Source organism: Pseudomonas sp. BN417, assembly GCF_029871205.1.
Taxonomy (GTDB): Bacteria; Pseudomonadota; Gammaproteobacteria; order Pseudomonadales; family Pseudomonadaceae; genus Metapseudomonas.
The window spans coordinates 16,202-41,799 of the sequence record NZ_SSOJ01000142.1; the positions used below are offsets into that span (position 1 = coordinate 16,202).

At 64.5% G+C, this 25,598-nt stretch carries 27 protein-coding genes; 16 read left to right on the forward strand and 11 right to left on the reverse strand.

Annotated features, from left to right (window positions below; translation table 11 throughout):
• Positions 1–147: 147 nt before the first annotated feature.
• The 5 genes from lptB to E8F11_RS21030 are packed head-to-tail and all read right to left on the reverse strand — an operon-like array spanning position 148 to position 3,471.
• On the reverse strand, positions 148–873 hold the full coding sequence (lptB, locus tag E8F11_RS21010) for an LPS export ABC transporter ATP-binding protein (RefSeq protein ID WP_280290810.1): 726 nt from the start codon (positions 871–873) through the stop codon (positions 148–150).
• Positions 873–1,409, reverse strand: coding sequence for a lipopolysaccharide transport periplasmic protein LptA (gene lptA, locus E8F11_RS21015; protein ID WP_280290811.1), 537 nt, complete (start codon positions 1,407–1,409; stop codon positions 873–875). The genes lptB and lptA overlap by 1 nt, the downstream gene beginning before the upstream one ends.
• Complete coding sequence (gene lptC / locus E8F11_RS21020; protein ID WP_280290812.1) at positions 1,396–1,965, reverse strand: LPS export ABC transporter periplasmic protein LptC; 570 nt, start codon at positions 1,963–1,965, stop codon at positions 1,396–1,398. The genes lptA and lptC overlap by 14 nt, the downstream gene beginning before the upstream one ends.
• A gap of 7 nt (positions 1,966–1,972) precedes the next feature.
• Complete coding sequence (locus E8F11_RS21025; protein ID WP_280290813.1) at positions 1,973–2,497, reverse strand: HAD family hydrolase; 525 nt, start codon at positions 2,495–2,497, stop codon at positions 1,973–1,975.
• Positions 2,497–3,471, reverse strand: coding sequence for a KpsF/GutQ family sugar-phosphate isomerase (locus E8F11_RS21030; RefSeq protein WP_280290814.1), 975 nt, complete (start codon positions 3,469–3,471; stop codon positions 2,497–2,499). Before E8F11_RS21030 ends, E8F11_RS21025 begins: the two co-directional genes overlap by 1 nt.
• 231 nt (positions 3,472–3,702) lie before the next feature.
• On the opposite strand from E8F11_RS21030, the gene E8F11_RS21035 reads away from it, so the two are divergent.
• The 10 genes from E8F11_RS21035 to hisC all read left to right on the forward strand — a co-directional run bounded on the left by E8F11_RS21035 (position 3,703) and on the right by hisC (position 11,588).
• Positions 3,703–4,512, forward strand: a complete 810-nt coding sequence (locus tag E8F11_RS21035; RefSeq protein ID WP_280290815.1) for an ABC transporter ATP-binding protein — start codon at positions 3,703–3,705, stop codon at positions 4,510–4,512.
• Entirely contained in the window at positions 4,512–5,309 is a 798-nt protein-coding gene (gene mlaE, locus E8F11_RS21040) for a lipid asymmetry maintenance ABC transporter permease subunit MlaE (protein ID WP_280290816.1), read from the forward strand. Before E8F11_RS21035 ends, mlaE begins: the two co-directional genes overlap by 1 nt.
• Positions 5,309–5,776, forward strand: a complete 468-nt coding sequence (gene mlaD / locus E8F11_RS21045) for an outer membrane lipid asymmetry maintenance protein MlaD (protein ID WP_280290817.1) — start codon at positions 5,309–5,311, stop codon at positions 5,774–5,776. Before mlaE ends, mlaD begins: the two co-directional genes overlap by 1 nt.
• A gap of 11 nt (positions 5,777–5,787) precedes the next feature.
• Positions 5,788–6,435, forward strand: a complete 648-nt coding sequence (locus tag E8F11_RS21050) for an ABC transporter substrate-binding protein (protein ID WP_280290818.1) — start codon at positions 5,788–5,790, stop codon at positions 6,433–6,435.
• Entirely contained in the window at positions 6,428–6,736 is a 309-nt protein-coding gene (locus E8F11_RS21055; RefSeq protein WP_280290819.1) for an STAS domain-containing protein, read from the forward strand. The genes E8F11_RS21050 and E8F11_RS21055 overlap by 8 nt, the downstream gene beginning before the upstream one ends.
• 109 nt (positions 6,737–6,845) lie before the next feature.
• Positions 6,846–7,085 carry a BolA family protein gene (locus tag E8F11_RS21060; protein ID WP_028628485.1) on the forward strand — a complete coding sequence of 80 codons (240 nt, stop codon included), beginning with the start codon at positions 6,846–6,848 and terminating at the stop codon, positions 7,083–7,085.
• Positions 7,086–7,105: 20 nt separating this feature from the next.
• Positions 7,106–8,371: a UDP-N-acetylglucosamine 1-carboxyvinyltransferase gene (gene murA, locus E8F11_RS21065; protein ID WP_280290820.1), complete on the forward strand. Its 1,266-nt coding sequence runs from the start codon at positions 7,106–7,108 to the stop codon at positions 8,369–8,371.
• A gap of 89 nt (positions 8,372–8,460) precedes the next feature.
• On the forward strand, positions 8,461–9,096 hold the full coding sequence (gene hisG / locus E8F11_RS21070) for an ATP phosphoribosyltransferase (protein ID WP_280290821.1): 636 nt from the start codon (positions 8,461–8,463) through the stop codon (positions 9,094–9,096).
• A gap of 123 nt (positions 9,097–9,219) precedes the next feature.
• Positions 9,220–10,533, forward strand: coding sequence for a histidinol dehydrogenase (gene hisD / locus E8F11_RS21075; protein ID WP_280290822.1), 1,314 nt, complete (start codon positions 9,220–9,222; stop codon positions 10,531–10,533).
• A 2-nt stretch (positions 10,534–10,535) separates the two neighbouring features.
• Positions 10,536–11,588, forward strand: a complete 1,053-nt coding sequence (hisC, locus tag E8F11_RS21080) for a histidinol-phosphate transaminase (protein WP_280290823.1) — start codon at positions 10,536–10,538, stop codon at positions 11,586–11,588.
• 64 nt (positions 11,589–11,652) lie between these two features.
• Here the strand turns inward: hisC and E8F11_RS21085 are convergent, their stop codons facing one another.
• The 3 genes from E8F11_RS21085 to algW all read right to left on the reverse strand — a co-directional run bounded on the left by E8F11_RS21085 (position 11,653) and on the right by algW (position 15,777).
• The gene (locus E8F11_RS21085) at positions 11,653–12,381 is read right to left on the reverse strand and encodes a DUF4198 domain-containing protein (RefSeq protein WP_280290824.1); all 729 of its coding nucleotides are present in this window, start codon (positions 12,379–12,381) and stop codon (positions 11,653–11,655) included.
• 12 nt (positions 12,382–12,393) lie between these two features.
• Positions 12,394–14,406: a TonB-dependent siderophore receptor gene (locus E8F11_RS21090; protein ID WP_280290900.1), complete on the reverse strand. Its 2,013-nt coding sequence runs from the start codon at positions 14,404–14,406 to the stop codon at positions 12,394–12,396.
• A gap of 219 nt (positions 14,407–14,625) precedes the next feature.
• Entirely contained in the window at positions 14,626–15,777 is a 1,152-nt protein-coding gene (gene algW, locus E8F11_RS21095) for a Do family serine endopeptidase AlgW (protein WP_280290825.1), read from the reverse strand.
• A 111-nt stretch (positions 15,778–15,888) separates the two neighbouring features.
• Between algW and E8F11_RS21100 the strand changes: the two genes are divergently transcribed.
• The 3 genes from E8F11_RS21100 (at position 15,889) to cysN (ending at position 19,628) form a co-directional block, all read left to right on the forward strand.
• Entirely contained in the window at positions 15,889–16,647 is a 759-nt protein-coding gene (locus E8F11_RS21100) for a Nif3-like dinuclear metal center hexameric protein (protein WP_280290826.1), read from the forward strand.
• Positions 16,648–16,796: 149 nt separating this feature from the next.
• Positions 16,797–17,714: a sulfate adenylyltransferase subunit CysD gene (gene cysD / locus E8F11_RS21105; protein ID WP_069082310.1), complete on the forward strand. Its 918-nt coding sequence runs from the start codon at positions 16,797–16,799 to the stop codon at positions 17,712–17,714.
• Between the two features lie 12 nt (positions 17,715–17,726).
• A complete protein-coding gene (gene cysN, locus E8F11_RS21110) occupies positions 17,727–19,628 on the forward strand; it encodes a sulfate adenylyltransferase subunit CysN (RefSeq protein WP_280290827.1) in 1,902 nt (633 codons plus the stop codon).
• Positions 19,629–19,718: 90 nt separating this feature from the next.
• Here cysN and E8F11_RS21115 read toward each other — a convergent pair whose 3' ends face one another.
• Positions 19,719–20,159, reverse strand: a complete 441-nt coding sequence (locus tag E8F11_RS21115) for a DUF1043 family protein (RefSeq protein ID WP_280290828.1) — start codon at positions 20,157–20,159, stop codon at positions 19,719–19,721.
• A 126-nt stretch (positions 20,160–20,285) separates the two neighbouring features.
• Here E8F11_RS21115 and E8F11_RS21120 point away from each other — a divergent pair, with 126 nt between their 5' ends.
• The 3 genes from E8F11_RS21120 to zapE all read left to right on the forward strand — a co-directional run bounded on the left by E8F11_RS21120 (position 20,286) and on the right by zapE (position 23,484).
• Positions 20,286–20,915 carry an alpha/beta fold hydrolase gene (locus tag E8F11_RS21120; RefSeq protein WP_280290829.1) on the forward strand — a complete coding sequence of 210 codons (630 nt, stop codon included), beginning with the start codon at positions 20,286–20,288 and terminating at the stop codon, positions 20,913–20,915.
• A 29-nt stretch (positions 20,916–20,944) separates the two neighbouring features.
• Entirely contained in the window at positions 20,945–22,294 is a 1,350-nt protein-coding gene (locus E8F11_RS21125) for a tryptophan--tRNA ligase (RefSeq protein ID WP_280290830.1), read from the forward strand.
• Positions 22,295–22,389: 95 nt separating this feature from the next.
• The gene (gene zapE / locus E8F11_RS21130) at positions 22,390–23,484 is read left to right on the forward strand and encodes a cell division protein ZapE (protein ID WP_280290831.1); all 1,095 of its coding nucleotides are present in this window, start codon (positions 22,390–22,392) and stop codon (positions 23,482–23,484) included.
• Positions 23,485–23,542: 58 nt separating this feature from the next.
• Here zapE and E8F11_RS21135 read toward each other — a convergent pair whose 3' ends face one another.
• Positions 23,543–24,508 carry a hypothetical protein gene (locus tag E8F11_RS21135; RefSeq protein ID WP_280290832.1) on the reverse strand — a complete coding sequence of 322 codons (966 nt, stop codon included), beginning with the start codon at positions 24,506–24,508 and terminating at the stop codon, positions 23,543–23,545.
• A gap of 129 nt (positions 24,509–24,637) precedes the next feature.
• Complete coding sequence (locus E8F11_RS21140) at positions 24,638–25,537, reverse strand: GlxA family transcriptional regulator (protein WP_280290901.1); 900 nt, start codon at positions 25,535–25,537, stop codon at positions 24,638–24,640.
• Positions 25,538–25,598: the final 61 nt, after the last annotated feature.

The following is a 25,598-nucleotide window of genomic DNA, read 5'->3' on the forward strand; positions in this document are numbered from 1 at the left end:
GGCAGGGGGCTTAGCACCTTATTCGCCGGCGCTCTCGCGCCATCCACTACAGGGCGCCGGAGCGCCACCAGGAAGCAAATTATATGCCTGACCTTGAAGGATTTTCCTAGTTCTCGCAACCCATCTTGTAGGAGACCTCGCGGGAGGCTACAAGCGGAACTCGTGGCCCAGGTAGACGTCCTTCACCAGTTGGTTGGCCAGGATGGCCTCCGCATCGCCTTCGGCGATCAGTTGGCCTTCACTGACAATGTAGGCGGTCTCGCAGATATCCAGGGTCTCGCGGACGTTATGGTCGGTGATCAGCACGCCGATCCCCTTGGCCTTGAGATGATGGATGATCTGCTTGATGTCGCCCACGGAGATCGGGTCCACGCCGGCGAACGGTTCGTCCAGCAGGATGAATTTGGGCGAGGTGGCCAGGGCGCGGGCGATTTCGACGCGACGGCGCTCGCCGCCCGACAGGCTCATGCCGAGGCTGTCGCGGATGTGGCTGATGTGGAATTCCTGCAGCAGGCTTTCCAGCTCCTTGCGGCGTCCGGCGCGATCGAGGTCCTTGCGGGTCTCGAGGATCGCCATGATGTTGTCCGCCACGCTCAGCTTGCGGAAGATCGAGGCTTCCTGCGGCAGGTAGCCGATGCCGGCACGGGCGCGGCCGTGCATGGGCTGGTGGGTGACGTCCTGCTGGTCGATCAGGACGCGGCCCTGGTCGGCCTTGACCAGGCCGACGATCATGTAGAAGCAGGTGGTCTTGCCCGCGCCGTTGGGGCCGAGAAGGCCGACGATCTGTCCGCTGTCGATGGACAGGCTGACGTCGCGGACCACCTGACGGCTCTTGTAGCTCTTGGCCAGGTGCTGGGCTTTGAGGGTCGCCATTACTGTGCTTTCTGCTCTTTCTTCTTCGGCTGGATGACCATGTCGATCCGCGGGCGCGGGGTGCTGACATTGGCGCCGGTAGCGCGGCCCGCATTGACGATCTGGCGCTGGGTGTCGTAGACGATCTTTTCGCCTTCGAAGGTATTGCCTTCCTGGACCACCTTGGCCTGGTCGAGCAGGATGATGCGCTCGTTGGCGGCAAAGTATTGGATGGTCAGGCCGTAGGCCTTGACGATCTGCTTGTCCACAGCCGGCTGCTGCTCGTAGTAAGCGGGCTTGCCGACCGAGGTGAAGACCTCGATGTCGCCGTTGGCGTCCTGGGTGATGGTGACGGTGTCGCCGGTGATCTTCAGGGTGCCCTGGGTGATCACCACGTTGCCGCGGTACACCGCGACGCCTTGCTTGTCATCGAGCTCGGCGCTGTCGGCCTGGACGCGAATCGGTTGTTCGCGGTCCGTAGGCAGTGCCCAGGCGGTGGCACTTCCCAGTGCGACGCCCAGGCTGAGCAACAGGGGGAGGGTATTAACGAACCTCATGCTGGCCTCTTACGTTGGACTGCAGGAGCATCCTGCTGTCATTCAAGTACGCTTTCATTCCTTGCGCCGTAGTCACCCCATTGGCCGCCTCGATTCTAACGGCTTGCTGGGTCTGCGCATATTCCTCATCGGGGAACACGGTCAGTCGGCTGGTTGTCAGGATTGTCGGGCGACCCTTGGCGTCGGTGCGGGCGACCCTGACCTTGTCGATCAGTTCGACCTGCTTGCCTTCGGGGGCGACCTCGCCGCGCTCGCTCTGCACATGCCAAGGGAAGGCGGTGCCACGGTGCAGCAGCAGGTCGGGATTGGTCAGCATTGTGACATCAGTGGCCTTGATATGTTCGAGGCGCTTTGCGGTCATTTCGTAGTGGAGCTTGCCGTCGGGCTGGAACTGGGTGCTCTTGCCATTTTCCACGTAGAAGTCGATGGCGTTGTCGCTGCCCGCGGCCGGCGTCCGTTCCATGAAGCTCTCCGGACGAATATTCCAGTAGCCGAGGGCGATGAGCAGCGCGGCGATCGGGGTCAGGGTTAGCGCCAGGCGGAAATTCTTCGACATGGTGGCCTCAGAGATACGCGGCTTGGGCCGCTTCCAGGCTGTCCTGGGCGCGCAGGATCAGCTCGCAGAACTCGCGGGCCGCACCCTCGCCGCCGCGCGCCTGGGTGACGCCATGGGCGTGCTGGCGAACGAAGGCGTCGGCATTCGCGACCGCCATGCCCAGGCCGACGCGGCGGATCACCGGCAGGTCGGGCAGGTCGTCGCCGAGGTAGGCGACCTGGTCGTGGGTCAGGCCGAGTTCGGCGAGCAGGCCGTCGAGCACCACCAGTTTGTCCTCGCGGCCCTGGAACAGGTGCTGGATGCCGAGGTTCTGCGCGCGGCGCTCGACCACCGCGGACTTGCGGCCGCTGATGATGGCGGTACGCACGCCGGCATTCATCAGCATCTTGATGCCTTGGCCGTCGAGGGTGTTGAAAGTCTTGAATTCACCGCCGTCGGGCAGGAAGTAGAGGCGGCCGTCGGTCAGCACGCCATCGACGTCGAAGACCGCGAGGCGGACGGCCTTGGCGCGGCTCAGGAGTTCGTTGCTCATCAGATCACTCCAGCGCGGGTCAGGTCGTGGATATGCAGGGCGCCGACGGGGCGGTCGGCTTGGTCGACCACCACCAGGACGTTGATCTTGTGGTCGTCCATGATTTTCAGGGCTTCGGCGGCGAGCATTTCCGGGCGCACCGTCTTGCCGTGGATCGTCATGACGTCATCGATGCAGGCGTGGCGCACGTCTATGCCTTTGTCCAGGGTGCGGCGCAGGTCGCCGTCGGTGAAGATGCCGGCGAGCCGGCCGTCCGTTTCCAGCACTGCGGTCATGCCCAGGCCCTTGCGGGTCATTTCCAGCAGCGCCTCGCGCAGTGGCGTGCCGCGGGCGACGAAGGGCAGGCTGTCACCGCCGTGCATGATGTTTTCCACCTTGAGCAGCAGGCGCCGGCCGAGGGCGCCGCCCGGATGGGAGAAGGCGAAGTCTTCGGCGGTGAAGCCGCGGGCTTCCAGCAGTGCGATGGCCAGGGCGTCGCCCAGCACCAGGGATGCGGTGGTGGACGAGGTCGGGGCGAGGTTCAGCGGGCAGGCTTCCTGGGCGACGCGGGCGTCCAGGTTGGCGGATGCGGCCTTGGCCAGGGGGGAGTCCGGATTGCCGGTGAGGCTGATCAGGGGGAGGCCCAGGCGCTTGATCAGTGGCAGCAGGGTGACGATCTCGGCGGTCGAGCCTGAGTTGGACAGGGCCAGGACCACATCCACGCCGGTGATCATGCCCATGTCGCCATGGCTGGCTTCCGCCGGGTGAACGAAGAAGGAGGGGGTACCGGTGCTGGCCAGGGTGGCTGCGATCTTCTTGCCGACATGCCCTGACTTGCCCATCCCCACCACCACCACGCGCCCCTCGCAGGCCAGAATCAGTTCGCAGGCGCGAACGAATTCGGCGTCGATGCGCGGCATTAGCGCGTCGATCGCTTCGCGTTCGAGTTGGATGGTGCGTTGTGCGGACTTGATCAGATCGCTGGATTGGCTCATGGAGGGCGTGCAGTTGCCGAAGGAAAAGGCAGCGATTATAGCGATAAAGGTGATTTAGCTCACGTGCCAATGCCGTGGAAGCTGTCGCAAAGCTGAACGACGTCTGGTGCGGCCTTGGGAGGCGTGCTGTCGCGGTGATATAGTTCGCGCCTTGTTCGGCCCGTCCTGGGCGGGGTGTCCTGGCATTGGGGTGCGTCGTCTTCAAGGGAGGCTGTATCGCAAGGAGTCTAGATGAGCGCCGAAAACGCCTATGCCGTGGAGTTGAAGGGGGTTACCTTCAAGCGCGGCACGCGCAGCATTTTCCAAGATGTCGATATCCGTATCCCGCGCGGCAAGGTCACCGGCATCATGGGACCTTCCGGCTGCGGCAAGACCACGTTGTTGCGCCTGATCGCCGCCCAGCTCAAGCCTTCCAGCGGCGAAGTCTGGGTCAATGGCCAGAACCTGCCGAAGCTGTCGCGCGCCGACCTGTTCGACATGCGCAAGCAGTTCGGCGTGCTGTTCCAGAGCGGGGCGCTGTTCACCGACCTGGATGTGTTCGAGAACGTCGCCTTCCCATTGCGCGTGCATACAAGGCTGCCCGAGGAGATGATCCGCGACATCGTGCTGATGAAGCTCCAGGCCGTTGGCCTGCGCGGCGCCGTCGAGCTGATGCCGGACGAACTCTCCGGCGGCATGAAGCGCCGCGTGGCGCTGGCTCGCGCCATCGCCCTGGATCCGCAGATACTGATGTATGACGAGCCGTTCGTCGGCCAGGACCCCATCGCCATGGGCGTGCTGGTGCGACTGATCCGCCTGCTCAACGATGCGCTGGGCATCACCAGCATCGTGGTTTCCCATGACCTGGCCGAGACCGCGAGCATTGCCGACTACATCTATGTGGTGGGCGATGGCGAGGTGCTGGGGCAGGGTACCCCGGCAGAGCTGATGGAATCCGATAACCCGCGTATCCGCCAGTTCATGAAAGGTATACCGGATGGCCCGGTACCCTTCCATTTCCCGGCGCCGGATTACCGCAAAGACCTGCTGGGGGGGCGCTGATGCGCAAGAAGTCTCTGCTCGAGCGGATTCGCCTGCTCGGGCGTTCCGGTCTGGACGTGGTGGAAGCGCTGGGGCGCTCCACCCTGTTCCTGATGCATGCCCTGTTTGGCCGCACCGGTGTGGGTCAGGGCTTCCACCTGTTGGTCAAGCAACTCTACTCCGTCGGCGTGCTGTCGTTGGCGATCATCATCGTTTCCGGCGTCTTCATCGGCATGGTGCTGGCCCTGCAGGGCTACAACATCCTGGTGGACTACGGCTCCGAGCAAGCGGTTGGGCAGATGGTCGCCCTGACCCTGCTGCGCGAGCTGGGGCCGGTGGTGACCGGCCTGCTCTTCGCCGGTCGCGCGGGCTCTGCCCTGACCGCCGAGATCGGCAACATGAAGTCCACCGAACAGCTTTCCAGCCTGGAGATGATCGGCGTCGACCCGCTCAAGTACATCATCGCGCCGCGCCTCTGGGCGGGCTTCATTTCCATGCCGCTGCTGGCGATCATCTTCAGCGTGGTGGGCATCTGGGGCGGTGCCATGGTGGCCGTGGACTGGCTGGGAGTCTATGAGGGCTCCTTCTGGTCCAACATGCAGAACAGTGTTGAATTCACCGAGGATGTGCTGAACGGCGTGATCAAGAGCGTCGTGTTTGCCTTCGTGGTGACCTGGATCGCCGTGTTCCAGGGCTATGACTGCGAGCCGACCTCGGAAGGGATCAGCCGCGCAACGACTAAAACCGTGGTCTATGCCTCGCTGGCCGTGCTGGGGCTGGACTTCATCCTGACCGCTTTGATGTTTGGAGATTTCTGATGCAAATCCGCACCTTGGAAATTGGTGTCGGCCTGTTCCTCCTGGCCGGTATGTTGGCCTTGCTGCTCCTGGCCCTGCGGGTCAGCGGCCTGTCCTATGGCGCCAGTGACGATACCTACAAGCTTTACGCGCATTTCGACAATATTGCCGGTTTGACTGTCAGAGCAAAGGTAACCATGGCCGGCGTCACCATCGGCAAGGTGACCGCCATCGATCTGGACCGTGACAGCTACACCGGGCGGGTCACCATGGAAGTCGAGCAGCGCGTGGACAACCTGCCCGCGGACTCCACCGCTTCCATCCTCACGGCCGGTCTGCTGGGTGAGAAGTACATCGGCATCAGTGTCGGTGGCGACGAGGAGCTGCTCAAGGATGGCGGGACCATTCGTGACACCCAGTCGGCCCTGGTATTGGAAGACCTGATCGGCAAGTTCCTGCTGAATACGGTCAACAAAGAGAGCAAATGAGGATCCGAAACATGTTCAATGCCCTGCGTAACGGCCTGCTGGTGCTGCTGGCAGCCCTGCCTCTGCTGGCCACTGCTGCACCGAGCGCGCACGAAATCATCCAGAAGACCACCGACCAGTTGCTGTCCGACCTCAAGACCAACAAGGAGCAGTACCGCAGCGACCCGAGCGCCTTCTACGACTCCCTGAATCGCATCCTTGGACCGGTGGTGGACGCCGACGGTATCTCGCGCAGCATCATGACGGTGAAGTACTCGCGCAAGGCCACGCCCGAGCAGATGACCCGTTTCCAGGAGAACTTCAAGCGCAGCCTGATCCAGTTCTACGGCAACGCGCTGCTGGAGTACGACAATCAGAACATCCGTGTGCTGCCCGCCAAGCAGGAAGACCCCGAGCGCACCAGCGTGGGCATGGAAGTTACCGGTCGCAGCGGCACCATCTACCCGGTTTCCTACACCATGGTGAACGTCAACGGGCAGTGGATGCTGCGTAACGTGATCATCAATGGCATCAATATCGGCAAGCTGTTCCGCGACCAGTTCGCCGATGCCATGCAGAAGAACGGCAACGACCTGGACAAGACCATCAACGGTTGGGCGGACGTGGTGGCCAAGGCCAAGCAATCCGAGGAAGCCAAGCAGGCAACCGGTAATGAGTGACGCCCGCATCGAACAGGCCGCGTCAAGCGAGCTGCGCCTGGTCGGTGTACTCGACCACAGCACCGGCCCGCAACTGCGCGAGACGGGTGGGCAGATGATCCGCGCGAGCAACGGCGCCAGGCTGGTGCTGGACTGCTCGGCGGTGGAGAAGACCAGCAGTGTCGGTATCGCCCTGCTGCTGGCCTTCATGCGTGACGCCGAGGCCGCCGGCAAGGCAGTGGTGTTTCGCGGATTGCCCGAGGATATGCGGCAGATCGCCGAGGTTTCCGGATTGACCGAGCTACTGCCCACCGAGGCCTGAGCCGGTCCAGCGGCCCTCCGTCAGGCCCCGCGTGCGCGGGGTTCGCAGGCGGAGGGCTTTTTTGTATCATGGCCGACCCGCGCGCGTTGGGCGCCGATTGAGGTTGAGCATGCAGGCCGTAGAAGTGAAAAGCCTCCTGGAGGCGAAACTGCCAGGTACGCAGGTGGAAGTTGAAGGTGAAGGCTGCAACTTCCAGTTGAACCTGATCAGCGATGAACTGGCCGGCCTGAGCCCGGTGAAGCGTCAGCAGCAGGTTTACGCCCACCTGAACCCCTGGATCGCCGATGGCAGCATCCATGCCGTCACCATGAAATTCTTCAGCCGGGCCGCCTGGGCCGAGCGCTCCTGAGCTCCGCTGCCGAGAGAACTATGGACAAACTGATTATTACCGGCGGTCAACGCCTCGATGGCGAGATCCGCATTTCCGGCGCCAAGAACTCCGCGCTGCCGATCCTGGCCGCCACCCTGCTGGCCGACACCCCGGTCACGGTGGCCAACCTGCCGCACCTGCACGACATCACCACCATGATCGAACTCTTCGGTCGCATGGGCGTGCAGCCGGTGATCGACGAGAAGCTGGCGGTCGAAGTCGACGCCGGCAGCATCAAGACCCTGGTGGCGCCTTACGAGCTGGTCAAGACCATGCGCGCGTCCATCCTGGTGCTCGGCCCCATGGTGGCCCGTTTCGGTGAAGCCGAAGTGGCCCTGCCCGGCGGCTGCGCCATCGGTTCGCGTCCGGTCGACCTGCACATCCGCGGCCTCGAAGCCATGGGTGCGAAGATCGACGTCGAAGGTGGCTACATCAAGGCCAAGGCTCCGGCCGGTGGCTTGCGTGGCGCCAACTTCTTCTTCGATACCGTCAGCGTGACCGGTACCGAGAACATCATGATGGCCGCGGCCCTGGCCAACGGCCGGAGCGTGCTGCAGAACGCCGCCCGCGAGCCGGAAGTGGTGGACCTGGCCAACTGCCTGATCGCCATGGGCGCGCAGATCCAGGGCGCCGGCACCGATACCATCACCATCGATGGCGTCAAACGCCTGGGCGGCGCGCGTTACAACGTGATGCCCGACCGTATCGAGACCGGCACCTACTTGGTAGCCGCTGCCGCCACCGGTGGCCGCGTCAAGCTCAAGGACACCGATCCGACCATCCTCGAAGCCGTGCTGCAGAAGCTGGAAGAGGCCGGTGCCCATATCAATACCGGCAACAACTGGATCGAGCTGGACATGAAGGGCAACCGTCCGAAGGCGGTCAACATCCGTACCGCTCCCTATCCGGCGTTCCCCACCGACATGCAGGCCCAGTTCATCTCCATGAACGCCGTGGCCGAAGGCACCGGTGCGGTGATCGAGACCGTGTTCGAGAACCGCTTCATGCACGTCTACGAAATGAACCGCATGGGCGCGCAGATCCTGGTCGAGGGCAACACCGCCATCGTCACCGGCGTACCGAAGCTCAAGGGCGCACCGGTCATGGCAACCGACCTGCGGGCCTCCGCCAGCCTGGTGATCGCCGGCCTGGTGGCCGAGGGCGACACCCTGATCGACCGCATCTACCACATCGATCGTGGTTACGAGTGCATCGAGGAAAAACTGCAGCTGCTCGGCGCCAAGATCCGCCGCGTGCCGGGTTAGGTCGCATTTCCGGCCGGCCCGAACAGGGCCGGCCGGGATCGACCGTGCATCAGGCCCTGAACGGGCCGTAGCCAAGGAAATCCAGTTCCATGCTCACCATCGCGCTGTCCAAGGGCCGCATTCTCGACGACACCCTGCCGTTGCTCGCCGAAGCCGGCATCGTACCGACCGAGAATCCGGACAAGAGCCGCAAGCTGATCATCCCCACCACCCAGGAGGATGTGCGCCTGCTCATCGTTCGTGCCACCGATGTGCCGACCTATGTCGAGCATGGCGCGGCCGACCTCGGTGTCGCCGGCAAGGACGTGCTGATGGAGTATGGCGGCCAGGGGCTGTACGAGCCCCTGGATCTGCAGATCGCCAAATGCAAGCTGATGACCGCCGGCGCCATCGGCGCACCCGAGCCCAAGGGGCGCCTGCGGGTGGCCACCAAGTTCGTCAACGTCGCCAAGCGCTACTACGCCGAGCAGGGCCGCCAGGTTGACGTGATCAAGCTCTACGGCTCCATGGAGCTGGCGCCGCTGGTGGGGCTGGCTGACAAGATCATCGACGTCGTCGATACCGGCAACACCCTGCGTGCCAACGGCCTGGAGCCCCAGGAACTGATCGCCACCATCAGTTCGCGGCTGATCGTCAACAAGGCGTCCATGAAGATGCAGCACGCACGCATCCAGGCGCTGATCGAGATCCTGCGCAACGCGGTCGAATCCCGACACCCAAGCTGACACCTTGAGTGCGGCCCTGCGCCGCACGCGCCTATCCGTGTCATAGCCACTATTCTCGGGTGCCCGCACGGTGGGCTTGCTACTCTAGCGGCGCCCGAGCATTTGCCATTCATGAGGCCCGCTATGACCGCTCCCATCGCTATTCGCCGACTCAATGCCGCTGATCCGGACTTCGCCCGACACCTGGATCATCTGCTGAGCTGGGAAAGCGTGTCCGACGAAGCGGTCAACCAGCGCGTACTCGACATCATCAAGGCCGTGCGCGAGCGTGGCGATGCAGCGGTGGTGGAGTTCACCCAGCGCTTCGACGGCGTCCAGGCCACCTCCATGGGCGAGCTGATCCTGCCGCGCGAGCGCCTGGAACTGGCGCTGACCCGTATCACCGCCGAGCAGCGCCAGGCCCTGGAAACCGCCGCGGCCCGCGTGCGCAGCTATCACGAGAAGCAGAAACAGGACTCCTGGACCTACACCGAGGCCGATGGCACGGTGCTGGGCCAGCAGGTCACCCCGCTGGATCGTGCCGGCTTGTACGTGCCGGGCGGCAAGGCGTCCTATCCCTCGTCCGTACTGATGAACGCGATTCCCGCCAAGGTCGCCGGCGTCGCTGAAGTGGTGATGGTGGTGCCGACTCCGCGTGGCGAGATCAACGAGATCGTCCTGGCCGCCGCCTGCGTGGCCGGCGTGGACCGAGTCTTCACCATCGGCGGCGCCCAGGCCGTGGCGGCGTTGGCCTACGGCACGGAGAGCGTGCCCCAGGTGGACAAGATCGTCGGCCCCGGCAACATCTATGTCGCCACTGCCAAGCGCCACGTGTTCGGCCAGGTGGGCATCGACATGATCGCCGGCCCCTCGGAAATCCTGGTGGTCTGCGACGGCCAGACCGATCCGGACTGGATCGCCATGGACCTGTTCTCCCAGGCCGAGCACGACGAGGATGCCCAGGCGATCCTGGTCAGTCCCGATGCGGCCTTCCTCGACAAGGTGGCCGTCAGCATCGACAAGCTGCTGCCGACCATGGAGCGCGAGGCCATCATCCGCACCTCGCTGCAGAATCGCGGCGCGCTGATCCTCGTTGCCGACCAGGCCCAGGCCTGCCAGGTGGCGAACCGCATCGCGCCCGAACACCTGGAGCTGTCGGTAGGCGATCCGCAGGCCTGGCTGCCGCAGATCCGCCACGCCGGCGCCATCTTCATGGGCCGCTACACCGCCGAGGCCCTGGGCGACTACTGCGCCGGCCCGAACCACGTGCTGCCCACCTCCGGCACCGCGCGCTTCTCGTCGCCCCTGGGCGTGTACGACTTCCAGAAGCGTTCTTCGATCATTTTCTGCTCGGCCGATGGTGCGTCCGAGCTGGGCAAGACCGCATCCGTGCTGGCTCGTGGCGAATCCCTGACCGCCCACGCACGCAGTGCCGAATTCCGAATCAAGGGGGAGTGAACATGAGCAAGTTCTGGAGTCCCTTCGTCAAGGACCTGGTGCCCTACGTGCCGGGCGAGCAGCCGAAGATCGCCAACCTGGTGAAGCTGAACACCAACGAGAACCCCTATGGCCCGTCGCCTAAGGCGGTGGCGGCAATGCAGGCGGAAGTCGGCGACAACCTGCGCCTCTACCCGGACCCGAACAGCGACCGCCTGAAGCATGCGGTGGCTGACTACTACGGCGTGCAGCCGGGCCAGGTATTCGTCGGCAACGGCTCGGACGAGGTGCTGGCACACGCGTTCTATGGCCTGTTCCAGCATGGCAAGCCCCTGCTGTTCCCCGACGTGACCTACAGCTTCTATCCGGTCTACTGCGGGCTTTATGGCATCCCCTTCGAGGCGGTGCCGCTGGACGAACAGTTCCAGATCCGTGTCGAGGATTACGCGCGTCCGAACGGCGGCATCATCTTCCCCAACCCCAATGCGCCCACCGGCTGCCTGTTGGCGCTGGAGGCCGTGGAGCAGCTGCTCCAGGCCAACCCGGACTCGGTGGTGGTGGTGGACGAGGCCTACATCGACTTCGGCGGCCAGACCGCCATCGGCCTGGTGGATCGCTACCCCAACCTGCTGGTCACCCAGACGCTGTCCAAGTCCCGCTCCCTGGCGGGCCTGCGGGTCGGCCTGGCGGTGGGCCATCCGGACCTGATCGAGGCGCTGGAGCGGATCAAGAACAGCTTCAACTCCTATCCGCTGGATCGCATGGCCATTGCCGGCGCGGCGGTCGCTTTCGAGGACAGGGCCTACTTCGATGAAACCTGCCGCAAGGTGATCGACAGTCGTGAGCAACTGGTGGCCGAGCTGGGCAAGTTGGGCTTCGAGGTACTGCCCTCGGCTGCCAACTTCATCTTCGCCCGCCACCCGCAGAAGGACGCGGCGGGCATTGCTGCCGGCCTGCGCGAGCAGGGCGTGATCGTGCGGCACTTCAAACAGGAGCGGATCGCCCAGTTCCTGCGCATCACCATAGGTGCGCCGGAACAGAACCAGGCGCTGGTGGAGGCCCTGGGCAAGCTCTGATTACCGCTCAGGTGTAACGGGAAAGCCGAGCGCGGACTTCCGCCTCGGCTTTTTTCTTGGGCGCCTACTCGTGGTGCGGCGCGCCGAGGAAGGTCAGTGAGCTGAACAGCCCGTGCTGCTTCACCTGGGGATCATCCTTGGTATCCAGGATGACCTGGGCGGCGATGATATTGAGTCCTGCATTGCGCACCATGATCTTGGCGCGGCCTTCGGCATCGGTTTTGGCGCTGACGGCGTCGGGCTCGCCACGGTAGTCGCCGATCAGTTCGACGCCTGCCGCGGGCTTGCCATCCAGCAGTACCCGTACCGACAGGGGCTTGCCCGGTCCGACTTCGAGCGGATCGGCCTCGGGTACTATCGCCAGCCGCAGGCGCTTGAGCTCAGGCAACTGGGCGCCGGGCTGGTAGAAGGCCAGGCTGTACTTCCAGGTATGGATGGAGGCGACGGCATTCGGCACCTGTTGCTGGCCCTGGTTGATCCAGGCTTTGTCCGCGGTCTGTGACCAGGGGCCATTGTCCAGGGCCACGGCCAGGGTGGCCGGGGCCTTCAGTGGCTTCAGGCGGGCATGGTCGGCCAGGCGCTCGATGGTGACCGGGATCATCCGGCCCTGGGCATCGGCGGCCCAGGCGCCACTGACCTTCTCCGCCTTGAAGGCATCGTCTTCGGCGCCGTGGCCGTAGATCATTTCGATATTGCCGCGCCGCTGTTCGGTCCACAGACCGTGGGCCTGGACGTTGCCAATGAACAGGGCGGCGAGGAGGGGCGTGGCGAGGAAGCGTTTGTCGAATCGCATGAGGGTTCCTTTTCAGAGGTCGACGGTGAGGCTGAGACTGAGGTTGCGGGGGTCGCCTGGCATGACCCAGACGCTGTTGTAGGAGCGTTCGTAGTACTTGCGGTCGAACAGGTTGTGGAGGTTCAGGCCGAGGCTGACGCGCTCGCTGGCCTTGTAGTGGGCGAGCAGGTCGAGGGTGGCGTAGGCGGGCAGCTCGAACTGGCTGCCGGCTTGCCCGGATCGGTCGCCGACGTAGTTGAAGGCAGCGCCGAAATCCGAGCCGCGCAGCCGGCCATCCTGGAACTCGTAGACGGCCATCAGGCTGCCGCTGTGCCTGGCGATGCCGAGCAGGCGGCTGCCCTCGGGGAGGACGTTGTCCCTGGTGACCTCGGCATCGATGTAGGCGTAGGCGCCTATTACCCGCAGCGCCTCGCTGATCTGGCCGCTGAACTGCAGGTCCAGGCCCTGGCTGCGGGCACGTCCCGTGGCGATGTTCTGCCCGGGGTTGTTCGGGTCGGCAGTGAGCACGTTTTCCTTGTCGATGTGGAAGATGGCGACAGTGGCGCCCAGACGGCCGTCCAGCAGGTCGAGCTTGAGACCCGCCTCCCTGCCCAGGCCTTGCTCCGGCTCGAATACGGTGCCCTGGCTACTGATGGCGTTGGGCTTGACCGAGGTAGAGGCGTTGGCGAAGAAGCCGATTTCCGGCGTGAGCTGATAGAGCAGGCCAGCGCGCAACGCGAGGCTGTCCTTGTCCTGGCGGTTGCGTACGGCGGTGGCGCGGTTCAGGGCGGTCTGCTCGAAGTGATCGAAACGGGCGCCGAGCAGGCCCTTCCAGCCTCCGCCGAAGTCGATCTGGTCCTGTAGGTTCAGCGCGTGGCTTTCCACCTGTTCGAAGAAGTCGTTGGGGTTGACCAGGGCCGGCTTGGGCTTGCCGTACACCGGGTTGTAGATGTCCAGACCGTAGTCCAGGGAGGCGAGGCTCTGCGGGTATTTCTGGCTGTTGCGGTAGTTCTCGTATTCCAGTCCGACGAGGGGCTGGTGCTGCCAGCCGCCGAGGTCGAAAAGGCCATGCAGCTCAAGTTGGGTGATGCTGTCGTTCCACTCGAAGTCGCGTTGGCGGAAGAAGCGGCTGACCTGGCTGCCGATCAGGCGCGAGGTTTCCGAGGCGTCGCCCTGGAGGTGGCCTTGGGCGTAGTGGTTGGCCAACCGCAGTTTCCAGACGTCGTTCAGGTGGTGTTCCAGGCTGGTCTGGAGCAGCTGGTTCCGGTTGCGGATGTCGCCGTCGTTCGGTTCGCCGAGGAAGGTGGAGCGCTTTACCGAACCGAGTTGGTTATCCACAGCTGGTATGCCGCGGTCGAACACCGAGTCGTTACGGACGAACTCGGTTTCCAGCAGCAGGCGGGTGTCTGCGTCCAACTGCCAGGTCAGTGAGGGGCTGACCACCAGACGCTGGTTGCCTGCATGGTCGCGGAAGCTACCGTTGTCCTCCGCGGCCAGGTTGATCCTCGACAGTAGCCGGCCTTCATCGTCCAGGGGCGAGTTGAGGTCCAGGCTGGTGCGGTAGCGGTCCCAACTGCCGGCACTGGCCTTGAGCCGCGAGAAGGAATCTGGCTGGGGCTTCTTGCTGACGATGTTCACCGTGCCGCCGGGATCGCCGCGCCCATAGAGACTGGCCGCTGGTCCCTTGAGCACCTCGATGCGCTCGATGCCCGAGGCGTCGGGTGAGCTGTAGCTGCCGCGGTTGATGGCGAAGCCGTTCTTGTACAGCTCGCCGGTGGTGAAGCCGCGGATGCTGTAGGAGAGGAAGGTGAGGCCGCCGAAGTTGTTCTGCCGCGATACGCCGCCGGCGAAATCCAGGGCACGGTCCAGACGGGTGGCGTCGAGATCGTCGAGCACCTGCGCCGGGACCACGCTGATGGCCTGGGGTATGTCGCGGATATCGGTATCGGTGCGGGTGGCGCTGGCCGAGCGATTGGCGCGATAGCCCTGCACCGGGCCATCGGCGTTTTCCTGGAGGCGGCTGTCGATCTGGATATCGTCCAGCAGGAGGGGAAGGGCGGTATCGGCGGCTGTGGCGTCGCCCAGGAAGCTCAGGACCAGGCCGGTGAAGGGGGCCAAATGGGTGGGTTTCATCGAGGAATCTTATTTCAATAATGTAATAACATAACATTATGTAGAGCGAGAATGATTCCTGTCCAGCGCCTCGCGGGATCGATTTGCAGGAGGTGAATGAATAACGGCGCCAGGAGGCGCCGTTATTGGAGGTCAGTTGCCGCCGTTGCCGCTGGGCGGTGGGCGGACGCCGACTTCGGCGGCCAGTTCCAGCTCCTTGCCGTTGCGCATCACCTGGATGTTGACCTTCTCGCCCGGACGGGTACGCGCTACCTGGTTCATCGAGCGGCGGCCATCGCCGGCCGGTTCGCCGTCGATGCTGAGGATGATGTCGCCGGGCTGTAGCGAGGCGCGCTGGGCCGGGCTGTCGCGGTAGATGCCGGCGACCACGATGCCGGGACGCCCTTCGAGGCCGAAGGATTCGGCCAGCTCCGGGGTCAGCGGCTGTACTTCTATGCCGAGCCAGCCGCGAATCACCGAACCGTGCTCGATGATCGCCTTCATCACCTCCAGCGCCAGCTTGGTGGGGATGGCGAAGCCGATGCCCTGGGATCCGCCGGACTTGGAGAAGATCGCGGTGTTGATGCCGATCAGGTTGCCGCTGGCGTCCACCAGCGCGCCGCCGGAGTTGCCGGGGTTGATCGCCGCGTCGGTCTGGATGAAGTCTTCATAAGTGTTCAGGCCGAGCTGGTTGCGGCCGGTGGCGCTGATGATGCCCATGGTCACGGTCTGGCCGACGCCGAAGGGGTTGCCGATGGCCAGGGCGACATCGCCGATGCGGATGTTGTCGGAGCGGCCGAGGGTGATGGGAGGCAGGTCCTTGAGGTCGATCTTGAGCACCGCGAGATCGGTTTCCGGGTCGCTGCCCACCAGGCGCGCGAGGGTTTCGCGGCCGTCCTTGAGGGCTACCACTATCTGGTCGGCGCCCGCGGTCACGTGGTTGTTGGTCAGCAGGTAGCCTTCCGGGCTCATGATCACCGCCGAACCCAGGCTGGACTCCATACGTCGCTGGCGTGGCAGGTTGTCGCCGAAGAAGCGGCGGAACTGCGGGTCCTCGAACAGGGGGTGGGCCGGCTTGCTGACCATCTTGGTGGTGTAGAGGTTGGCCACCGCCGGCGACGCGTTGGTCACGGCATCGGCATAGGAGTCTGGACCCTGGCGGGTGAAGTTGAACTTGGGCGCTTCCTGCAGATGCACTTCCTGGCGTGGCAGGCCGACCCATTCCGGGGAGTGCTGGATGATCAGCAGTGCCGCGAGCACGCCGACAATCAGGGGCCAGCCGAAGAATCGCAGGGCCTTGAGCATCGAGGGAGAATCCTGAGGGTTGCTAGGGACGGAGGTGCCCCTTAAGGTGGCGCCATTATACGAGGGCGCCGGCTAAAAACGAGTCGCCCGCAACAGCTTGTGAGGAAAGCCATGGCCATTGCCCTGAACACTCTGGTGGAGGAGGCGGACGCCTACCTGAATGCCTCGCGCATCCAGGACTACTGCCCCAACGGTCTGCAGGTCGAAGGACGGCCCCAGGTCAGCCGGATCGTCAGCGGCGTCACTGCCAGCCAGGCCCTGCTGGATGCCGCGGTGGAGGCCGAAGCGGACGTCATCATCGTGCACCACGGCTACTTCTGGAAGGGCGAGGATCCCCGTGTGGTGGGCATGAAGCAGCGTCGCCTGAAGACTCTGCTGGCCAACGACATCAGCCTGCTGGCCTACCACCTGCCGCTGGACGTGCATCCCGAGGTGGGCAACAACGTGCAGCTGGCGCGCCAGCTGGATATCACGGTGGAGGGCCCGCTGGAGCCGGACAACCCGCGTACCGTCGGCCTGGTCGGCTCGCTGGCCGAGCCCATGACCGCCGGCGACTTCGCCCGCCGCGTGCGCGAGGTGCTCGGTCGCGAGCCCTTGCTGGTGGACGGCGAGGGCATGATCCGCCGGATCGGCTGGTGCACCGGCGGTGGCCAGGGCTACATCGATAACGCCATCGCCGCGGGCGTCGACCTCTACCTGACGGGAGAGGCCTCCGAGCAGACCTTCCACAGCGCGCGGGAAAACGGCATCAGCTTCATCGCCGCTGGCCATCACGCCACCGAGCGCTACGGAATTCAGGCACTGGGCGACTACCTGGCCCGCCGTTTCGCCCTGGAACACCTCTTCATCGACTGCCCGAATCCCGTGTGAGACGGGGCCTGCAGGCATCTATCCCGGCGGCATATCAGTAGATCGTTTCGTTCTAACAGCGCTCCTCAATAGAATGAGGGGCTGTGTTAGAGTGCCGCTTCGTCCACGGCCCGCCGGCCGTCGTATCAGAAAGACCTTCGTGAGTAGCCATGCTCGATAAACTGACGCACCTGAAACAGCTGGAGGCGGAGAGCATCCACATCATTCGTGAAGTGGCCGCCGAATTCGACAACCCGGTGATGCTCTACTCCATCGGTAAAGACTCCGCCGTCATGCTGCACCTGGCGCGCAAGGCGTTCTTCCCCGGCAAGCTGCCGTTCCCGGTCATGCACGTCGATACCCGGTGGAAGTTCCAGGAGATGTACAGCTTCCGCGACAAGATGGTCGCCGAGATGGGCCTGGACCTGATCACCCACGTCAACCCGGAAGGCGTCGCCCAGGGCATCAACCCCTTCACCCATGGCAGCGCGAAGCACACCGACGTGATGAAGACCGAGGGCCTCAAGCAGGCGCTCGACAAGTACGGCTTCGATGCGGCCTTCGGTGGCGCCCGTCGCGACGAGGAGAAGTCCCGCGCCAAGGAGCGCGTCTACTCCTTCCGTGACAGCAAGCACCGCTGGGACCCGAAGAACCAGCGTCCGGAACTGTGGAACGTCTACAACGGCAAGGTGAAGAAGGGCGAGTCGATCCGCGTCTTCCCGCTGTCCAACTGGACCGAGCTGGATATTTGGCAATACATCTATCTGGAACAGATCCCGATCGTCCCGCTGTACTTCGCTGCCGAGCGCGAGGTCATCGAGAAGAACGGCACGCTGATCATGATCGACGACGAGCGCATCCTCGAGCACCTCTCCGACGAAGAGAAAGCACGCATCGAGAAGCGCATGGTGCGTTTCCGCACCCTCGGTTGCTACCCGCTGACCGGCGCGGTGGAGTCCACGGCGACCACGTTGCCGGAAATCATCCAGGAAATGCTCCTGACCCGTACTTCCGAACGCCAGGGGCGGGTCATCGACCACGACGCCGCCGGGTCGATGGAAGAGAAGAAACGCCAGGGCTATTTCTAAGGATTCCGCATCATGAGCCACCAATCCGATCTGATCAGCGAGGACATCCTCGCGTACCTGGCCCAGCACGAACGCAAGGAACTGCTGCGCTTCCTCACCTGCGGCAACGTCGATGACGGCAAGAGCACCCTGATCGGGCGCCTGCTGCACGACTCCAAGATGATCTACGAAGACCATCTGGAAGCCATCACCCGCGATTCCAAGAAAGTCGGTACCACCGGTGACGACGTCGACCTGGCGCTGCTGGTCGATGGCCTGCAGGCCGAGCGCGAGCAGGGCATCACCATCGATGTGGCGTACCGCTACTTCAGCACCGCCAAGCGCAAGTTCATCATCGCCGACACCCCCGGCCATGAGCAGTACACCCGCAACATGGCCACCGGGGCCTCGACCTGCGACCTGGCGATCATCCTCGTCGATGCCCGCTACGGCGTGCAGACCCAGACCCGCCGCCACAGCTACATCGCCTCCTTGCTGGGCATCAAGCACATCGTCGTCGCCGTCAACAAGATGGACTTGAAGGACTTCGACCAGGGCGTCTTCGAGGCGATCAAGGCCGACTACCTGCAGTTCGCCGAACGCATCAAGCTCAATCCCACGTCGATCCACTTCGTGCCGATGTCGGCGCTGAAGGGCGACAACGTGGTCAACAAGAGCGAGCGTTCGCCCTGGTACTCCGGCCAGTCGCTGATGGAGATCCTCGAGACCGTGGAAATCGCCGGCGACCGCAACGTCTCCGACATGCGCTTCCCGGTGCAGTACGTTAACCGCCCGAACCTCAACTTCCGCGGTTTCGCCGGCACCCTGGCCAGCGGCATCGTGCGCAAGGGCGACGACGTGGTGGCCCTGCCGTCGGGCAAGGGTAGCCGGGTCAAGTCCATCGTCACCTTCGAGGGCGAACTGGAGCAGGCCGGCCCGGGCCAGGCCGTTACCCTGACCCTGGAAGACGAGATCGACGTCTCCCGTGGCGACATGCTGGTGCATGCCGACAACAGTCCGCAGATCACCGACAGCTTCGATGCCATGTTGGTGTGGATGTCCGAAGAGCCGATGCTCCCGGGCAAGAAGTACGATATCAAGCGCGCCACCAGCTATGTGCCGGGTTCGATCCCGAGCATCACCCACAAGGTGGATGTGAACACCCTCGAGGAAACCGCTGGCAGCAGCCTGGAGCTGAACGAGATCGCCAAGGTCAAGGTCAGCCTGGATGCGCCCATCGCCCTCGACGGTTATGAGCAGAACCGCACCACCGGCGCCTTCATCGTCATCGACCGCCTGACCAATGGCACCGTCGGCGCCGGCATGATCATCGCCGACCCGAAGGCCGGGCGTAACGTCGATGGCCACCACGGCCGTCAGGCCCACGTATCGCCTGAAGAGCGTGCTGCGCGCTTCGGCCAGCAGCCGGCTACCGTGCTGTTCAGCGGCCTTTCCGGCGCCGGCAAGAGCACTCTGGCCTATGCCGTGGAGCGCAAGCTGTTCGACATGGGCCGCGCCGTTTACGTGCTGGATGGCCAGAACCTGCGCCATGACCTGAACAAGGGCCTGCCGCAGGACCGAGCCGGTCGCACCGAGAACTGGCGTCGTGCCGCCCACGTCGCGCGCCAGTTCAACGAAGCCGGCCTGGTCACCCTGGCCGCCTTCGTCGCGCCGGATGCCGAAGGTCGTGAGCAGGCCAGGGCGCTGATCGGCGCCGAGCGCCTGATCACCGTCTATGTCCAGGCATCGCCGCAGGCCTGCCGCGAGCGTGACCCGCAAGGTCTCTACGCTGCCGGCCAGGACAACATTCCCGGCGAGTCCTTCCCCTTCGACATCCCGCTGGATGCCGACCTGGTGATCGACACCCAGTCCATCCCGGTGGAAGAGGGCGTCAAGCAGGTGCTTGACCTGCTCCGCAACCGCGGCGCGATCTAAACGGCAAGGCAATAAAAAGCCCCGCATTCGCGGGGCTTTTTATTGGCCTGGATTCGGCCGGCCCGGTTGCCCGGGCCGGCCGCGAAGGCTTCAGTACTTGCCTTTGAGGCCGAAGGTCTCGTCCAGGGTGCCGGGCGCGTCCGGAGCCTTGGGGGCGTAGTCCTTGGGCGCTTCGTTGCTCTTCGGCGGAGTCAGGCGCTCGCGGGGGCTGGCGGCTTCGTCAGCGTGCAGGGCGGCCAGCAGGCGCTGGCGGGTCAGTTCGTCGAGGGCCAGGCGGCTGGCGCCTTCGGAGAGGTGCTCCTGCACTTCCTGGTAGCTCTGGGTGAGCTTCTTGACCAGGTTGGCGGTGGTGTTGAAGTGAGTGACCACCTCGCTCTGGTAAGTATCGAAACGTTCCTGCAAGTCATCCAGCTGGCGCTGCGTCCGTGTCGGGGCGGCATTGGGCACCAGGCGGGCGATCAGGAATCCGATGCCGATACCGGCGAGCAGGGCGAAGGCTGGTAACAACCAGACGGTGAGCGACTGTTCCACGAGTCCTTCCTCTATAAGCGGCTTTGCTTTACGTTAACGGCTCGAATCCGCGCTGTATACCGCGACGCAAGCCCTATTGTGCTAATCCAAGACGAGTCGACCCGTCACGGGGTCACGGAGTTTCCCTTGTTGATCCGCGAAAACCCTCTTCTGCTCGATGGCCCCTGCGGCCAGATCGAGGCGCTGCATCTCGATCTGCCCGAGGCCAAGGGCCTGGCGCTGATCTGCCATCCCAATCCGGTGCAAGGCGGCACCATGCTCAACAAGGTGGTCTCCACCCTGCAACGCACCGCCCGCGACGCCGGCTACAGCACCCTGCGCTTCAACTACCGCGGCGTCGGCGCCAGCGCCGGCAGCCATGACATGGGCATGGGCGAGGTGGACGACGCCGAAGCCGTGGCCCACTGGTTCCGTGCCCAGCGCCCGGAGCTGCCGCTGACCCTGTTCGGCTTTTCCTTCGGCGGTTTCGTCGCCGCCAGCCTGGCCGGCCGCCTGGAGCGCCAGGGCGTTCCGGTTCCGCGGCTGTTCATGGTCGCGCCGGCAGTGACGCGCATGACCGCGGACAATCCGTTGCCCGAGGGCGGCGAACTGGCGGTGATCCAGCCCGACGCCGACGAAGTCGTGCCCCCGCAGGCGGTGTACGACTGGTCCGCCGGCCTCGCGCGCCCCCATGAGCTGCTGAAAGTGGCAGAATGCGGGCACTTCTTCCACGGCAAGCTGACCGATCTCAAGGACCTGGTCTTGCCGCGTCTCTGATTCCGAACGAAGTCCGACAAGCGAACACCATGACCACTCGTATCCTCACCGGCATCACCACCACCGGCACGCCGCACCTCGGCAACTACGCGGGCGCCATTCGCCCGGCCATCGTTGCCAGCCGCGCCAGCGACGTCGACTCCTTCTACTTCCTGGCCGACTACCACGCGCTGATCAAGTGCGACGATCCGGCCCGAATCCAGCGTTCGCGCCTGGAAATCGCCGCCACCTGGCTCGCTTGCGGCCTGGATACCGACAAGGCGACCTTCTACCGCCAGTCCGACATCCCCGAAATCCCCGAGCTGACCTGGCTGCTGACCTGCGTCAGCGCGAAGGGCCTGCTCAACCGTGCCCACGCCTACAAGGCGTCGGTGGACAAAAACCTGGAGAACGGCGAAGACCCGGACGCCGGTGTCACCATGGGCCTGTACAGCTACCCGGTGCTGATGGCCGCGGACATCCTGATGTTCAACGCGCACAAGGTGCCGGTCGGTCGCGACCAGATCCAGCACGTGGAAATGGCCCGCGACATCGGCCAGCGCTTCAACCATTTGTTCGGCGCCGGCCGCGAGTTCTTCACCCTGCCGGAAGCGGTGATCGAGGAAGAAGTGGCCACCTTGCCCGGCCTCGACGGCCGCAAGATGTCCAAGAGCTACGACAACACCATCCCGCTGTTCGGCAGCGCCAAGCAGCTGAAGGACGCCATCGCCCGGATCGTCACCGACTCGCGAGCGCCCGGCGAGCCGAAGGACCCGGACAGCGCCCACCTGTTCACCCTCTACCAGGCTTTTGCCACCCCGGCGCAGCTTGCCGAGTTCCGCGCCGAACTGCTGGCCGGCCTGGCCTGGGGCGAGGCCAAGCAGCGCCTGTTCCAGCTGCTCGACAACGAGCTGGGCGAGGCCCGCGAGAAATACCACGCGCTGATCGAGCGTCCGGCCGACCTGGAGGACATCCTCCTCGCCGGCGCCGCCAAGGCCCGCAGGATCGCCACCCCCTTCCTCAACGAGCTGCGCGAGGCCGTGGGCCTGCGCTCCTTCCGTACCAGCGCCCAGGGCTCCGGCGAGGCCAAGGCGAAGAAGGCGGCCAAGAGCGCCCGCTTCGTCAGCTTCCGCGAAGACGACGGCAGCTTCCGCTTCCGCCTGCTGGACGCCGATGGCGAGCAGCTGCTGCTGTCCAGTGCCTTTGCCGACGGCAAGACGGCGGGGCAGGTCAGCAAGCGCCTGCAATCCGGCGACGAGCTGGACCTGCGGGTGGAGGGCGAGACCTTCGGCCTCTGGCTGGATGACGAACAGGTGGCGACCAGCCCGGCCTTCGCCGACGCTTCCGCTCGCGATGCGGCCATCCAGCGCCTGTACGCGGCCCTCGCGCCCCAGGAATAACTGTCTTTCCAGCGGCCGGCGTTGCCGGCCAATTGCCAATCCACGGGGCAGGCTCTAAAGTACCTGCCCCGTTTTTCGTTGCCTTGCTATCGATCATGACCCCCCTAGAGCGCTACCAGGCCGATCTGAAGCGGCCGGACTTCTTCCACGATGCCGCGCAGGAAACTGCCGTTCGCCATTTGCAGCGCCTGTACGACGACCTGATCGCCGACGACCGCGGCAAGCCCGGGCTGCTCGGCAGCCTCTTCGGCAAGAAGCGTCAGGGCCCGGTCAAGGGCCTGTACTTCTGGGGCGGTGTCGGCCGCGGCAAGACCTACCTGGTGGATACCTTCTACGACGCGCTGCCCTTCAAGCAGAAGATGCGTACCCACTTCCACCGCTTCATGAAGCGCGTCCACGAGGAGATGAAGACCCTCAAGGGCGAGAAGAACCCGCTGACCATCATCGGCAAGCGGTTCGCCGATGAAGCCCGGGTGATCTGTTTCGACGAATTTTTCGTCTCCGACATCACCGACGCCATGATCCTGGCCACGCTCCTGGAGGAGCTGTTCAAGAACGGCGTCAGCCTGGTGGCGACCTCCAACATCGTTCCCGATGGCCTCTACAAGGACGGCCTGCAGCGCGCGCGCTTCCTGCCGGCCATTGCCCTGCTGAAGGAGCACACCGAGATCGTCAACGTCGACAGCGGCGTCGACTACCGCCTGCGCGCCCTGGAGCAGGCGGAGCTGTTCCACCATCCGTTGGACGCCGAGGCCGAGGCCAGCCTGAGCAGGAGCTTCAAGAGCCTGTTGCCGGACTGCACCATGTCCCAGGAGAACGAGGTCCTCATGATCGAGAACCGCGAGATCCGCGCCGTGCGCGTCTGCGAGGACGTCGCCTGGTTCGAGTTCCGCGAACTCTGCGACGGCCCGCGCAGCCAGAACGACTACATCGAGCTGGGCAAGATCTTCCACGCCGTGATCCTCGCCAACGTCGAGCAGATGAACGTGGCCAAGGACGACATGGCGCGGCGCTTCATCAACCTGGTGGACGAGTTCTACGACCGCAACGTCAAGCTGATCATCTCCGCCGAGGTGGAGCTGAAGGACCTCTACAGCGGCGGCCGGCTGAACTTCGAGTTCCAGCGCACCCTGAGCCGGTTGCTGGAAATGCAGTCCCACGAGTTCCTCTCCAGGCCTCACAAGCCCTGAGAGCCACACAAGAAAAAGGCTGCCCGAGGGCAGCCTTTTTTGTTCCCGGCGGGCGCATTCAGTTCTGCGCCAGCTTCTGCTCCTGCTGTTTCAGCAGCTTTTGCGCGTGGGCGACTTCCAGGGCTTCCATGGCGTTGACCGGCTTGATCGATACCGCCTTCCTTAGGTGCTCCAGCACCTTGGCCTCTTCGTCCTCGCCGTACACGTATTCCAGCGCGTTGGCATACTCGTAGTGGCCGATGGGCAGGTCGCTGGTGGCCTTGAAGGAGCGGGCGAAGAACTGCTCCATCTTGTCCGGGCTGACCCCGTAGGTCATCTTGCCCACCAGCTTGCCGACCCGGCGGATCACGCCGGCCTCATAGCCGCCGTAGAGGGCGAGGGCGAAGGGTTGTTGCGGCTGCTTGGCCAGCAGGGCGTCCAGTTCCTCGGGAATCTGGCTGGTGTAGCCGCGCTTCAGCACCACCGGTACCGGCAGCTCCTCGCCCAGGCGGGCCTTGGCGTAGGCGCGGCCGAACTGGGCGGCGACGTCGGCCTTTACCAGGTCACCGGCCTCGTCGGTGTAGCGGATCACCTCTTCCAGCAAGCGGTGCTTCTCTGTCTGGTCCGGCACGAGGAACAGGGCATAGACCACCTGGGCGAACATCGCCGGGACCTGCCCGCCGACGCCCAGGGCCAGCCCCTGCTTCTTGGCCTCGGCGAAGTCGCCGCGGAACATCAGGCGCCAGACATCCTGCAGCTTGGTCGCGTAGGCCTCGGCTTCTTCCGGCTTGCCGGTGAAGCCGGTGTTGCTGGTCACGGTCAGTTCCAGGGCCTTGGGATATTTCGTGGCCATGGTCACCACCCAGTCTGCGTCCGGATAGGGGTAGTCGGGGCCGAAACCGCGGGTCAGGCGTGGCCAGGCCTCGCGCAGCTTGTCGCCGGAATAGTCATAGGCGGCCTGGTCGTAGGGGAAGGGTTTCCAGTTGTCGTCCGCCACAGCGGTAAGGCTGCAGGCGGCCAGCAGGGCAAGCAGGTAGCGGCGCATGGCGATGGACCTTTTCTTGTTGTCGTCCGTCCACGCCGGGGCTGGCGTGGGCTCGGGGCGTCCCGTTCGGGCATGGGCCGATCATAGGGCGGTGCGGGCGGGGGCCAACCTATCCTTGGGATGGCCGCGTCACTCACCCTTCTGCTGGTACTGGCGGCGGTACTGGTTGGGGGAGAGCTGGGTGTGCTGACGAAACAGGCGGGCGAAGAAGCTGGCGTCGTCGTAACCCACTTCGTAACTGATGGTCTTGATGCTCTTGCGGGTGGCGGAGAGCAGGCCCTTGGCCGTTTCGATGCGTAACCGCTGCAGGTAGTGCAGTGGCTTGTCGCCGGTGGCGGCCTGGAAACGGCGCATGAAGTTGCGGATGCTCATGCCGTGCTCGCGCGCCACATCCTCGAAGCGGAACTTGTCAGCGAAGTGCTCTTCCAGCCATTGCTGGATCTGCAGGATGGTCATGTCGTGGTGCAGCTTCTGTCCGCCGAAGCCGATGCGGCCCGGGGTGTAGCTGCGTTGCACCTCGTAGAGGATGTCGCGGGATACCGCCTGGGCGATGCCGGCACCGCAGAAGCGCTCGATCAGGTAGATGTAGAGGTCGCAGGCCGAGGTGACGCCGCCGGCGCAATAGAGGTTGTCGGCATCCGACAGGTGCTTGTCCTGGTTCAGCAGCACCCTGGGGAAGCGCTCGGCGAACTCGCTGAAGAAGCGCCAGTAGGTGGTCGCCTCCTTGCCGTCCAGCAGGCCGGCCTGGGCCATCCAGAACACCCCGCTGGCCTCGCCGCAGATGACGCTGCCGGCGGCGTGGCGTTCGCGCAGCCAGTCGCAGACCTGTGGGTAGCGGGCGCGCAGGGTGTCGAAGTCGCCCCAGAAGGTCGGGAGTATGATGATCTGGGCGTCATCCAGCGGGCCGTCGACGGGGATCCGCACGTCGCTGAAGCTTTCCACCGGCAGGCCGTCCGGGCTCACCAGGCGGATCTGGAAGGCCGGCGTGAGGCCTTTGCCCTGCAACTTGCCGAAGCGCAGGCTGGCCATGTGGAAGAAATCCTTGGCTTGCATCAAGGTGGAGGCAAAGACACCTTCGATGGCAAGGATG

What these genes read in the sequence shown, in the direction of transcription:
- lptB (WP_280290810.1), bottom strand. Translation starts at nt 873, where the DNA reads ATGGCGACCCTCAAAGCCCAGCACCTGGCCAAGAGCTACAAGAGCCGT.
- lptA (WP_280290811.1), bottom strand. Translation starts at nt 1,409, where the DNA reads ATGAGGTTCGTTAATACCCTCCCCCTGTTGCTCAGCCTGGGCGTCGCA.
- lptC (WP_280290812.1), bottom strand. Translation starts at nt 1,965, where the DNA reads ATGTCGAAGAATTTCCGCCTGGCGCTAACCCTGACCCCGATCGCCGCG.
- E8F11_RS21025 (WP_280290813.1), bottom strand. Translation starts at nt 2,497, where the DNA reads ATGAGCAACGAACTCCTGAGCCGCGCCAAGGCCGTCCGCCTCGCGGTC.
- E8F11_RS21030 (WP_280290814.1), bottom strand. Translation starts at nt 3,471, where the DNA reads ATGAGCCAATCCAGCGATCTGATCAAGTCCGCACAACGCACCATCCAA.
- E8F11_RS21035 (WP_280290815.1), top strand. Translation starts at nt 3,703, where the DNA reads ATGAGCGCCGAAAACGCCTATGCCGTGGAGTTGAAGGGGGTTACCTTC.
- mlaE (WP_280290816.1), top strand. Translation starts at nt 4,512, where the DNA reads ATGCGCAAGAAGTCTCTGCTCGAGCGGATTCGCCTGCTCGGGCGTTCC.
- mlaD (WP_280290817.1), top strand. Translation starts at nt 5,309, where the DNA reads ATGCAAATCCGCACCTTGGAAATTGGTGTCGGCCTGTTCCTCCTGGCC.
- E8F11_RS21050 (WP_280290818.1), top strand. Translation starts at nt 5,788, where the DNA reads ATGTTCAATGCCCTGCGTAACGGCCTGCTGGTGCTGCTGGCAGCCCTG.
- E8F11_RS21055 (WP_280290819.1), top strand. Translation starts at nt 6,428, where the DNA reads ATGAGTGACGCCCGCATCGAACAGGCCGCGTCAAGCGAGCTGCGCCTG.
- E8F11_RS21060 (WP_028628485.1), top strand. Translation starts at nt 6,846, where the DNA reads ATGCAGGCCGTAGAAGTGAAAAGCCTCCTGGAGGCGAAACTGCCAGGT.
- murA (WP_280290820.1), top strand. Translation starts at nt 7,106, where the DNA reads ATGGACAAACTGATTATTACCGGCGGTCAACGCCTCGATGGCGAGATC.
- hisG (WP_280290821.1), top strand. Translation starts at nt 8,461, where the DNA reads ATGCTCACCATCGCGCTGTCCAAGGGCCGCATTCTCGACGACACCCTG.
- hisD (WP_280290822.1), top strand. Translation starts at nt 9,220, where the DNA reads ATGACCGCTCCCATCGCTATTCGCCGACTCAATGCCGCTGATCCGGAC.
- hisC (WP_280290823.1), top strand. Translation starts at nt 10,536, where the DNA reads ATGAGCAAGTTCTGGAGTCCCTTCGTCAAGGACCTGGTGCCCTACGTG.
- E8F11_RS21085 (WP_280290824.1), bottom strand. Translation starts at nt 12,381, where the DNA reads ATGCGATTCGACAAACGCTTCCTCGCCACGCCCCTCCTCGCCGCCCTG.
- algW (WP_280290825.1), bottom strand. Translation starts at nt 15,777, where the DNA reads ATGCTCAAGGCCCTGCGATTCTTCGGCTGGCCCCTGATTGTCGGCGTG.
- E8F11_RS21100 (WP_280290826.1), top strand. Translation starts at nt 15,889, where the DNA reads ATGGCCATTGCCCTGAACACTCTGGTGGAGGAGGCGGACGCCTACCTG.
- cysD (WP_069082310.1), top strand. Translation starts at nt 16,797, where the DNA reads ATGCTCGATAAACTGACGCACCTGAAACAGCTGGAGGCGGAGAGCATC.
- cysN (WP_280290827.1), top strand. Translation starts at nt 17,727, where the DNA reads ATGAGCCACCAATCCGATCTGATCAGCGAGGACATCCTCGCGTACCTG.
- E8F11_RS21125 (WP_280290830.1), top strand. Translation starts at nt 20,945, where the DNA reads ATGACCACTCGTATCCTCACCGGCATCACCACCACCGGCACGCCGCAC.
- zapE (WP_280290831.1), top strand. Translation starts at nt 22,390, where the DNA reads ATGACCCCCCTAGAGCGCTACCAGGCCGATCTGAAGCGGCCGGACTTC.
- E8F11_RS21135 (WP_280290832.1), bottom strand. Translation starts at nt 24,508, where the DNA reads ATGCGCCGCTACCTGCTTGCCCTGCTGGCCGCCTGCAGCCTTACCGCT.
- E8F11_RS21140 (WP_280290901.1), bottom strand. Translation starts at nt 25,537, where the DNA reads ATGGCCAGCCTGCGCTTCGGCAAGTTGCAGGGCAAAGGCCTCACGCCG.